This window comes from Variovorax sp. 01T439_2 (genome assembly GCF_056398445.1).
In genome coordinates this window covers 1-10,339 of sequence record NZ_JBFTPJ010000086.1, presented here as the reverse complement: position 1 = coordinate 10,339, position 10,339 = coordinate 1, and the positions used below count along the sequence as shown (strand labels likewise).

12 protein-coding genes are annotated in these 10,339 nt (G+C 67.7%); 9 read left to right on the top strand and 3 right to left on the bottom strand.

Translation table 11 applies throughout. From position 1 onward, the window contains the following. Positions 1 to 25: 25 nt before the first annotated feature. The 7 genes from rpsP to hisC all read left to right on the top strand — a co-directional run bounded on the left by rpsP (position 26) and on the right by hisC (position 5,131). Positions 26 to 289, top strand: coding sequence for a 30S ribosomal protein S16 (rpsP, locus tag AC1DOC_RS06460; RefSeq protein WP_007831311.1), 264 nt, complete (start codon positions 26 to 28; stop codon positions 287 to 289). 16 nt (positions 290 to 305) lie between these two features. After that, complete coding sequence (gene rimM, locus AC1DOC_RS06455) at positions 306 to 860, top strand: ribosome maturation factor RimM (protein WP_025569496.1); 555 nt, start codon at positions 306 to 308, stop codon at positions 858 to 860. Positions 861 to 876: 16 nt separating this feature from the next. Next, the gene (gene trmD / locus AC1DOC_RS06450) at positions 877 to 1,623 is read left to right on the top strand and encodes a tRNA (guanosine(37)-N1)-methyltransferase TrmD (RefSeq protein WP_478080961.1); all 747 of its coding nucleotides are present in this window, start codon (positions 877 to 879) and stop codon (positions 1,621 to 1,623) included. Between the two features lie 93 nt (positions 1,624 to 1,716). Further along, complete coding sequence (gene rplS / locus AC1DOC_RS06445) at positions 1,717 to 2,100, top strand: 50S ribosomal protein L19 (RefSeq protein WP_018903298.1); 384 nt, start codon at positions 1,717 to 1,719, stop codon at positions 2,098 to 2,100. A 159-nt stretch (positions 2,101 to 2,259) separates the two neighbouring features. Next, a complete protein-coding gene (locus AC1DOC_RS06440; protein WP_478080960.1) occupies positions 2,260 to 2,979 on the top strand; it encodes a CoA pyrophosphatase in 720 nt (239 codons plus the stop codon). Positions 2,980 to 3,027: 48 nt separating this feature from the next. Further along, positions 3,028 to 4,029 (top strand): CobD/CbiB family protein, encoded by a 1,002-nt coding sequence (locus AC1DOC_RS06435; RefSeq protein ID WP_478080959.1) that lies wholly within the window; start codon positions 3,028 to 3,030, stop codon positions 4,027 to 4,029. A 13-nt stretch (positions 4,030 to 4,042) separates the two neighbouring features. Beyond that, the gene (hisC, locus tag AC1DOC_RS06430; RefSeq protein ID WP_478080958.1) at positions 4,043 to 5,131 is read left to right on the top strand and encodes a histidinol-phosphate transaminase; all 1,089 of its coding nucleotides are present in this window, start codon (positions 4,043 to 4,045) and stop codon (positions 5,129 to 5,131) included. Here hisC and rsgA read toward each other — a convergent pair. From rsgA to AC1DOC_RS06415, 3 genes are read right to left on the bottom strand one after another with little or no spacing between them, the layout of a single operon-like run. Beyond that, a complete protein-coding gene (rsgA, locus tag AC1DOC_RS06425; RefSeq protein WP_478080957.1) occupies positions 5,125 to 6,081 on the bottom strand; it encodes a ribosome small subunit-dependent GTPase A in 957 nt (318 codons plus the stop codon). The two genes, hisC and rsgA, sit on opposite strands and share 7 nt — an antisense overlap. A 15-nt stretch (positions 6,082 to 6,096) precedes the next feature. Beyond that, positions 6,097 to 6,444 (bottom strand): 4a-hydroxytetrahydrobiopterin dehydratase, encoded by a 348-nt coding sequence (locus AC1DOC_RS06420; RefSeq protein WP_278880755.1) that lies wholly within the window; start codon positions 6,442 to 6,444, stop codon positions 6,097 to 6,099. A gap of 28 nt (positions 6,445 to 6,472) precedes the next feature. Beyond that, the gene (locus AC1DOC_RS06415; protein ID WP_478129558.1) at positions 6,473 to 7,738 is read right to left on the bottom strand and encodes a M48 family metallopeptidase; all 1,266 of its coding nucleotides are present in this window, start codon (positions 7,736 to 7,738) and stop codon (positions 6,473 to 6,475) included. Positions 7,739 to 7,796: 58 nt separating this feature from the next. Between AC1DOC_RS06415 and orn the strand changes: the two genes are divergently transcribed. Next, complete coding sequence (orn, locus tag AC1DOC_RS06410) at positions 7,797 to 8,393, top strand: oligoribonuclease (RefSeq protein WP_012746626.1); 597 nt, start codon at positions 7,797 to 7,799, stop codon at positions 8,391 to 8,393. A gap of 233 nt (positions 8,394 to 8,626) precedes the next feature. Continuing rightward, on the top strand, positions 8,627 to 10,339 hold a 1,713-nt coding region (locus AC1DOC_RS06405; protein WP_478129557.1), incomplete at its 3' end, for a DEAD/DEAH box helicase.

Here is a 10,339-nt window from a genome sequence, read left to right as displayed (position 1 = left end):
TTGCTGCACCACCCAAGGATAAATCATGGTCGTCATTCGACTTTCCCGCGGCGGCTCCAAAGGCCGTCCGTTCTTCAACATCGTCGTGTCGGACAAGCGCGTTCGCCGCGATGGCCGTTTCATCGAGCGCCTGGGTTTCTACAACCCGACCGCCAAGGAAAACGAAGAAAGCATCCGTATTGCCCAGGACCGCCTGGCCTACTGGAAGAGTGTTGGCGCACAAGCTTCGCCCACGGTCCTGCGCCTGATCAAGCAAGCTGCAGCCGCAGCACCCAAGGCGGCAGCCTAAGCTGCCCGGCACGCCGATGCTGCCCGCACTCGAAGCCGCCGAATTGCCGGCGGATGCGATCGAGGTAGGACGCATCGCCGATGCATGGGGCATCAAGGGCTGGTTCAAGGTCCTGCCCCACAGCGCCCAGCCCGAGGCGCTTTTTTCTTCCAAGCGCTGGTTCCTGCAGGCTCCCGGAGCCTCGGCAACCGCGGCTTTCCGGCTCGCGATCCGCGAAGCCAAGGAACATTCCGACTGCATCGTCGCCTCCTCCGAGGACGTGCCCGACCGCAACGCGGCCGAGGCGCTTCGCGGCGCGCGCGTGTTCGTGCCGCGCTCGAGCTTTCCGACGGCGGGCGACGACGAGTACTACTGGGTCGACCTGATCGGCCTTTCGGTGGTCAACCGCGAAGGCGTGGCGCTCGGCACGGTGCGCGAGTTGCTCGCCACCGGCCCGCAGACCACGCTGGTGCTCGCGGCCGAGGAAGACGGCAAGGCCATCGAACGCATGGTGCCCTTCGTCTCGGTCTTCGTCGACAAGGTCGACCTCGCCGGCCGCCTCATCACGGTCGACTGGCAGCCCGATTTCTGATTGGGGCCTCGCGCGCATGCGCTTCGACGTCCTCACGCTGTTTCCCGAACTGTTCGCGCCCTTCATGGCCAGCGGCGTGACGCGCCGCGCCTACGAGTCGAAGCAGGTCGAGGTCGTGCTCTGGAACCCGCGCGACTTCGCGCAGGGCAACTACAAGCGCGTCGATGACCGGCCCTTTGGCGGCGGACCCGGCATGGTGATGATGGCCGAGCCGCTGTCGGCCTGCCTCGATGCGGCGCTGGCCGCGCGCGGCTCCCAGGCGCCGGTCGTGCTGTTCTCCCCCATTGGCGAGACTTTGCGCCACGAAGCGGTCGAGCGCTGGTCGGCCAGCGAGGGCGCGGTGCTGGTCTGCGGGCGCTACGAAGGCATCGACCAGCGCTTCATCGACACGCGGGTGACGCACCAGGTCAGCCTGGGCGACTTCGTTCTCTCGGGCGGCGAGATCGCGGCCATGGCGCTGCTCGATGCCGTGGCGCGGCTACAGCCCGGCGTGCTGGGCGACGAGGCCAGCCACGTGCAGGACAGCTTCAACCCCTCGCTCGACGGCTTGCTCGACTGCCCGCACTACACCCGGCCGGAGCAATGGAACGGGCAGGGCGTGCCGGCGCCACTGCTGTCGGGGCACCACGTGCAGATCGAGCGCTGGCGCCGCGACCAGCGCCTGGCCATCACGGCCGCCCGGCGGCCCGACCTGATTGCCGCCGCACGCGCCGCCGGCCGCCTGAGCAAGGTCGATGAGGCAGCGCTGAAAAAAAAGCTATAATCTTCGGTTCCCCGATCCTCTGCCCGGCCGCGCCTGGCTTGAAACCGAAGGCGCCTTTTGTGTAGCGCGAGCACGATCGAATATCAGGAAATCATGAACCTCATCGAAACCCTCGAGCAGGAAGAAATCGCCCGCCTCGGCAAGAAGATCCCCGATTTCATGCCCGGTGACACGGTCATCGTCAGCGTGAGCGTCGTCGAAGGCACCCGCAAGCGCGTGCAGGCCTACGAAGGCGTCGTGATCGCCAAGCGCAATCGCGGCCTCAACAGCGGCTTCACGGTGCGCAAGATCTCCAGCGGCGAAGGCGTGGAGCGTACKTTCCAGACCTACAGCCCGCTGATCGCCGGCATCGAAGTCAAGCGCCGCGGCGATGTCCGCCGCGCCAAGCTGTACTACCTGCGCGAGCGCAGCGGCCGTTCGGCACGCATCAAGGAAAAGCTGCCGGGCAAGTCGCAAGCAGCATCGGCCGCCAAGTAAGCCGCCTTCCTGCCGTGCAAAAAGCCGCCGCTCTGGCGGCTTTTTGCGTTGTGCGCCGTGCACGCTTCTTGCAAAAAGAAGGCGCGGCCAGACAGCGCGGCTTTTTTACGCTCTACTCCTTCACTGAAACTCTCTCACTTGACCCACTCCACCGCCCCCATGCAACTCGCGCCCGTCGAACCCGTCAATGCCGTGGTGCCGCCCACGCTGCTGCCGTTCGATCCGCGCGAGGCGCCTGTGGTCGGCGGCCCCGACGGTCTGCCCGCGGTGGCGCCCGCGCAATTGACCACCGAGGCCCTGCGCAGGCGATTTGCCACGCCGCCCGAATGGACGCCCGAATTGCGGCGCGAGCCGCGCCTGACCGACCGCGCCCCGGCGCAGGCGGCCGTGCTGGTGCCCATCGTGCAGCGCCCGCAAGGCGCGACCGTGCTGTTGACCGAGCGCACGGCGCACCTGTCCAACCATTCGGGGCAGGTGGCGTTTCCGGGCGGGCGCGTCGACCCCGAGGACGCCAACATCGCGGCGGCCGCGCTGCGCGAGGCCTGGGAAGAAGTGGGGCTCTCGGCCCAGCACATCGAAGTGCTCGGCAGCCTTCCGACCTACACCACCGTCACCTCGTTCATCGTGACGCCGGTAGTGGCTCTGGTGAAGCCGGAATTCGAGCTCACCATCAATCCCTACGAAGTGGCGCTGGCCTTCGAGGTGCCGCTGGCCTGGCTCATGGACCCGGCCAACCACCGCCGCCACACGGTGCCCGCGCCCGACGGCACCCGGCGCGAGTGGTATTCGATGCCCTACCAGGACGGCAGCGAAGAGCGCTTCGTCTGGGGTGCCACCGCGGGCATGCTGCGCAATCTCTATCGTTTCCTCAGCGCCTGACCTCGGCCCGCGCCGCGCCTGTGCAGGCGCCCTCGCTATCATCGAAGGATGAGCTTCTTTGCCATCCTGTGTGCGTTGCTGATCGAGCAGGTGAGGCCGCTTGCCTCCCACAACCCGGTGTACGGCGGCGTGCTGGCCTGGACGCGCTGGACCAGCCGCAATTTCGACGCCGGCAAGCCGCACCACGGATGGGTTGCATGGGGCCTTGCGGTGCTCATGCCCACGCTGATGACGCTGGGCATCCACCTGCTGCTGGTGTTCACGCTGGGGCTGCCGTTCGCGGTGCTCTGGAGCATTGCGGTGCTCTACGTCACGCTCGGCTTCCGGCAGTTCAGCCACCACTTCACCGACATCCGCGACGCGCTCGACGAGGGCGACGAGCCGCTCGCGCGCTCGCTGCTGGCGCACTGGCAGGGCGTGGATGCGGCCGAGCTGCCGCGCAGCGAGATCGTCCGCCATGTGATCGAGCATTCGGTGATTGCGGCGCACCGCCACGTGTTCGGCGTGCTGGCCTGGTTCTCGGTGCTGGCGGCCCTGGGCCTGGGGCCGGCCGGCGCGGTGTTCTACCGGATGAGCGAGTTCGTCTCGCGCTACTGGCACCACAAGAACGGCGCGGCGGTGCAGCCCTCGAGCGTCTCGGTGCAGCGGGCCGCGGAGGGCGCCTGGCACGCGATCGACTGGCTGCCCGCGCGCATCACCGCATTGGGCTTTGCGGTCGTCGGCAGCTTCGAAGAGGCGATCGACTGCTGGCGCAATGACGCGCGGCGCTTTCCGAGCGAGAACGACGGCGTGATCCTCGCGGCGACCTCGGGCGCGGTCAACGTGCGCCTGGGCGGCGGCGCGCTGAGCCCGATCCCGGTCACCGATCCCCTCCCGCGCGCACAGGCCGGCGATTCGATGGCCGATGGCCGCCGCCTCGACAGCGGCAGCACGCCGGGCCGCGAGCCCGAACCCGGCCACCTGCGCAGCGTGGTGGGCCTGGTGTGGCGCTCGGTGGTGATGTGGATGGTGCTGCTGGCCCTGCTCACGCTGGCCCGCCTGCTCGGCTGAGCGGCAGAAAATCATGACCACCCCCGCACCGGCCTTCTGGAGCCCGCGCATCGCCGCGCTCGAACCCTATGTGCCCGGCGAGCAGCCGCGCATCGAAAACCTCGTCAAGCTCAACACCAACGAGAACCCGTACCCGCCGTCGCCGCTGGCCATCGATGCCATCCAGCAGGCCGCGGCGAACGGCCTGGAGCGCTATCCGGACCCCGCCTCGCTCGCACTGCGCGAAGCGGTGGCGCGGCGGCACGGCCTGCAGGCGGGCCAGGTCTTTGCGGGCAACGGCTCGGACGAGGTGCTGGCGCATGCCTTCTTCGCCTTCTTCCAGCAGGCCGAGCCGCTGCTGATGCCCGATGTGAGCTACAGCTTCTACCGGGTCTATGCGCAGCTCTACGGCATCGGCTGCGAGCTGCTGCCGGTCGACCAAGGCCTGCGCATCGACGTCGATGCCATGGCGGCCCGCGCTCGCGGCGGCTGCGCGGGCCTGGTGATCGCCAACCCGAATGCGCCCACGGGCATCGGGCTGCCGCTCGCGCGCATCGAGCAGCTGCTCGCGGCCTGCCCTGAGCGCGTGGTGCTGGTCGACGAGGCCTATGTCGATTTCGGCGGCGAAAGCGCGTCGCCGCTGATTGGCAAATATCCGAACCTGCTGGTGGTGCAGACCTTGTCCAAGTCGCGCTCGCTGGCCGGCCTGCGGGTGGGTTTTGCCTGCGGGCAGGCGCACCTGGTCGACGCGCTGGTGCGCGTCAAGGACAGCTTCAATTCCTATCCGCTCGACCGGCTTGCCACGGCCGGCGCGGTGGCGGCGCTCGAAGACGAGGCCTGGTTCCAGACCACGCGCGACAAGGTCGTCGACACCCGCGAAGGGCTCAGCCTGCAGCTCGAAGACCTGGGCTTCGAAGTGCTGCCCTCGCAGGCCAACTTCGTGTTTGCGCGCCATCCGCAGCGCGACGCGGCCGAGCTGGCGGCGCTGCTGCGCGAGCGCGCGGTGCTGGTGCGGCATTTCAGGCAGCCGCGCATCGCGCAGTACCTGCGCATCAGCATCGGCACGCGCGAGCAGTGCGGGGCGCTGGTGCAGGCGCTCGAATCGATCCTGGGCGTTCAGTAGCGCGACTGGCTGAGCTCGGCGAAGAGTTCGCCGTAGATCCTGTAGCGCGTGGCGCTGATCGGCCCCGGCTTGCCGGGCGCGTCCACGTTCGCGATCACGCCGCAGCCCGGCTCGTGCAGATGGGTGCAGTTGTAGAACTTGCAGTCGTTCGCATGCGCGGCAATGTCGGGCATCAGGCCCGCGAGCTGCATCGGCGCGATGTGGTTCAGGCCGAATTCCTGGAAGCCCGGCGAGTCGATCAGGCTGGTGGTGCGCGCCTCGTCGACCCAGTACCAGGTGGTGCTGGTGGTGGTGTGCTTGCCCGAATTCAGCGCCTGTGAGATCTCGCCGGTCAATGCGGTGGCACCGGGCACCAGCAGATTGATCAGCGTGCTCTTGCCGGCCCCCGAGGGCCCCAGCACCAGCGTGCTCTTGCCAGCCAGCAGTTTCATGAGCGATGCGTGGTCGGCCTCGCCCGATGCCTTGAGCGAGAGCGGCAGCACGCCATGGTGCATGCGGCGGTAGGGCGCAAGCTTGTGCCATGCGCGCTCGAAGGGCTCGGCCAGGTCGCTCTTGTTGAGCGCGATGATCGGCGTGATGCGTTCGGCTTCGGCGGCTATGAGCGCACGCGCCAGTTGATGCTCCGAGAACTCCGGCTCGGCCGCGATCAGGATCAGCACATGGTCGAGATTGGCCGCGAACGACTTGGTGCGGATCTCGTCCTGGCGGTAGAAGAGGTTGCGCCGCGGCACGACTTCTTCGATGGTGCCTTCGTCTTCGCTGGCCTGCCAGCGCACGCGGTCGCCGACCACGGCCTGGCTCTTCTTGCCGCGCGGATGGCAGATCAGGCGCTCGCCCGCCGGCGTTTCGACCAGGCAATGGCGGCCGTGGCTCGCGATGACCAGGCCGTCGTGAAGAATGCGCGCGGAGGTRCCGGCGCCCTTGGCGGGAGTGCGGCCCGGCTTAGCCAACGGCGGGTTTCCTCATCACGGTGCCGGGCTGGCCACCAGCGCGTTCGCCTGGCGCGCGCACTCGAAGTCGGTGCCCGAGAGCCCGCCCACGTCGTGCGTGTTGAAGCGCACCACGCAGCGGTTGTAGTGCACCGACAGGTCCGGGTGATGGTCTTGCGTGTGGGCGATGAAAGCCAGCGCGTTCACGAATGCGATGGTCTCGAAGTAGTTGGCGAAGCTGAAGGTCTTCTCGATGGCCACATGGGCACCGTCGCCGTCGAGCTTCCAGCCGTCGAGCTTGGCGAGGCCGGAGACGATTTCGGTGGCGCTCAGTGCCTTGCGGGGAATGTTTTTCCAGTCTTTGGGCTTGAACATGCTGCTCATGGTCTCGGCTTTCCGGCAAATGTCTTCTTCAGGCCGCCGTCATGCGCGCGAGGCGCTCGGAGGCCGGAGGGTGGGAATAGTAGAACTTGACGAACACCGGGTCGGGCGTGAGCGTCGACGCGTTGTCCTGGTAGAGCTTGAGCAGGGCGGCCGACAGGTCGGCGCCGCTGGTTTGCGCCACCGCATAGGCATCGGCCTCGAACTCGTGCTTGCGCGACAGGCGTGCGGGCAGCGGCGCGACGAAGAAGCCGAACACCGGCACCGCGAGCATGAAGAGCAGCAGCGCGAGTGCATCGTTGGGCGCCGTTGCCGCCATGTTGGGCTGCACGCCGAGTCCCGTGTAGAACCRGGCCTGGGTCGACACCCAGCCCAGCAGTGCGAAGCCCGCCAGGCTCAGCGCGAACATCGCGACGAGCCGCTTCACGATGTGGCGGTGCTTGAAGTGGCCGAGCTCGTGCGCGAGCACGGCCTCGACTTCGGCCGCGTCGAGCTGGCGCAGCAGCGTGTCGTAGAACACCACGCGCTTGCTCGCGCCAAAGCCGGTGAAGTAGGCATTGGCATGGGCGCTGCGGGTGCTGCCGTCCATCACGAACAGGCCCTTGGCGGCAAAGCCGCAGCGCTTCATCAGCGCCGTGACGCGCTCCTTGAGCGTGGGGTCGTCGAGCGGCTTGAACTTGTTGAACAGCGGCGCAATGAAGGTGGGGTACACCAGCATCCCGAGCAGGTTGAAGCCCATCCACACGGCCCAGGCCCAGAGCCACCACGTGGCGCCGGCCGCGCCCATGAGCCACAGGWTCAGCGCCGCAATCGGCAGCCCGATCGCGGCGCCGAGCGCCGTCGACTTGAGCGTGTCGGCCAGCCAGAGGCGCAAGGTCATCTTGTTGAAGCCGAAGCGCTCCTCGAGCCTGAAGGTCTGCCAGAGCGTGAAGGGCAGCTCGAGCAGGCCGCCAATGGCCGCAAAGGCCGCCAGCAGCGCCAGCTGCTGCACCATGCCGCCGTCAAGCCAGCCCAGCAGCAGCCGGTTGAGCGCGTCGAGCCCGCCCAGCAGCGTCCAGCCCAGCAGCAGCGCGGTGCTCCAGGCCATTTCGACGAGGCCGAAGCGCGCCTTGGCAATGGTGTAGTCGGCCGCCTTCTGGTGGGCGGCGAGGCTGATGATGTGTTCGAAAGCCGCCGGCACCGCGCCGCGGTGCCGGGCCACGTGGCGCACCTGCCGCGAGGCGAGCCAGAACTTCACGAGCAGGCCCGCGACCAGTGCAACGGCGAAGGCAGTGGTGAAGATGAGCGAATAGGACATGACCGGCGAGTTTAGCCCTCGGGTCCGGCCGGCGCAGGCCTTCGACGACAATCCAGCCATGTCCGAATCCCTTGACCCCACGACCGTCGCAACCCTCCCTGTCCTCAAGAAAAGCGACCAGAACCTGGTCTGGCTCGACTGCGAAATGAGCGGCCTGGACCCCGAGAAGGAGCGCCTGCTCGAGATTGCCGTGGTCGTCACCGGCCCCGACCTCACGCCCCGCATCGACGGCCCCGTGCTGGTCATCCACCAGAGCGACGCGGTGCTCGACGCCATGGACGCCTGGAACAAGGGCACGCACGGGCGCAGCGGCCTGATCGACAAGGTGAAGGCCTCGACGCTGGACGAAGCCGCGGCCGAGCAGCAGTTGCTCGAATTCGTGGCCCGCTATGTTCCCAGGAGCGGTTCGCCGATGTGCGGCAACACCATCGGGCAGGACCGGCGCTTCCTGGTCAAGTTCATGCCCAAGCTGGAGGCGTACTTCCATTACCGCAACCTCGATGTCAGCACCCTGAAGGAGCTGGCCAAGCGCTGGAAGCCCTCCGCCTACAGCGCCTTCAAGAAGCAGCAGGCGCACACTGCGCTGGCCGACGTGCACGAGTCCATCGAGGAGCTCGCGCACTACAGGGAAACCTTTCTCAAATTGACGGATTAGGTAAAAACCCCGAGTCGTGCCATAATCGACGGCTTCGCTGATCTGGAGGATTTTCCGGTCAGCGTCTCTTGCATCTCCCTATCTTGCACACCGCGCCCGATCGCATCCGCTGATCAAAAAGGGCCGCAGCCTCCGGCGAAAGCCAGAAGTTGAATGTCGTTGGATGGTTGATGTTTTTAACCACCAACGGGGCGCCGCCTACGGCAGCGCTCGCGTTTGAGATTGATATTCACATGACCGACGCTTTTGAAGCGCAGGGCGAGTTCGCGCCTGTGCAATCCACCAATAACAACGAATTCATCGCCGCCCCGGACACCGTGTCCGAAGCGCCGATCCTCGAGGCGCTCGACGCCGCAGCGCCCGAAGCGGCCGCGGCTGAAGAAGAAGCCCGCGTGCCCAACGGCTTCATCAAGCTCGGCCTCGCACCCGAACTGATCGCCGCCGTGGCCGACCTGGGCTTCACCCAGCCCACCACCGTGCAAGACAAGGTGATCCCGCTCGCCATGGGCGGCGAAGCCGGCCAGGACGGCAAGGCGCGCTTCGTCGACCTGATGGTCTCGAGCCAGACCGGCTCGGGCAAGACCGCAGCCTTCCTGCTGCCCGTGCTGCACACGCTGCTCAAGCGCCAGGCCGAAGCCGAAGCCGAGGCCAAGGCCGAATTCCAGCGCCTGGCCGCCGAAGCCGCCGCGCGCGGCGAAGCCGTGCCGAAGAAGCCCAAGCGCAAGGACCCGACCAACGCCCGCCATTTCAAGGCCGCCACGCCCGGCGCCCTGATCCTGTGCCCGACGCGCGAACTCGCGCAGCAGGTCGCGCACGACGCCATCGAGCTGGTTCGCCACTGCCGGGGCCTGCGCGTTGCCAACGTGGTGGGCGGCATGCCCTACCAGCTGCAGATCGCCAAGCTGCAGAACGCCGACCTCGTGGTGGCCACGCCCGGCCGCCTGCTCGACCTGCAGCGCTCGATGCAGATCAAGCTCGACCAGGTCAAGTTCCTGGTGGTCGACGAAGCCGACCGCATGCTCGACCTCGGCTTTGCCGACGACCTGGCCGAAGTCAACCAGCTCACCATCGAGCGCCAGCAAACGATGATGTTCAGCGCCACCTTCGCGCCGCGCATCCAGCAGCTGGCCCAGCGCGTCATGCGCGAGCCGCAGCGCATCACCATCGACAGCCCGCAAGAGAAGCACGCGAACATCAAGCAGTCGCTGTACTGGGCCGACAACAGCCAGCACAAGCGCAAGCTGCTCGACCACTGGCTGCGCGACACCAGCATCAACCAGGCGATCGTGTTCGCCAGCACGCAGGTCGAGTGCGACGGCCTCGCCAACGACCTGCAGCAGGACGGCTTCAGCGCCGTGGCGCTGCACGGCGCCCTGAGCCAGGGCCTGCGCAACCGCCGCCTGATGGCGCTGCGCCAGGGCCAGGTGCAGATCCTGGTGGCGACCGACGTGGCCGCCCGCGGCATCGACGTGCCCACCATCACCCACGTCTTCAACTTCGGCCTGCCGATGAAGGCCGAGGACTACACCCACCGCATCGGCCGCACCGGCCGCGCGGGCCGCGACGGCCTGGCCATCACCTTTGCCGAGTTCCGCGATCGCCGCAAGATCATGGACATCGAGCAATACAGCCGCCAGCAATTCAAGGCCGAAGTGGTCGCCGGCCTCGAGCCGCAGCAGCGCATGCCGCAATCGCGCCCGCCGATGGGCGAGTACCGCGGCGGCCGCGGCGACAACCAGTCGCGCGACCGCAAGTTCGGCAATGGCGGCGGCGGTGGCTACCGCGGCAACAACGGCGGCGGCTATGCCGGCGCCAGCGGCTTCAACGACCGCAACGCCCGTGGTCCGGCGCAGGGCCAGGGCCCGCGCGGCTTCCAGGGCGGCAACAACGCCGGCTTCGGCGGCGGCCGTGACGACGGCGGCAATGGCGGCGGCGCCGGCTACGGC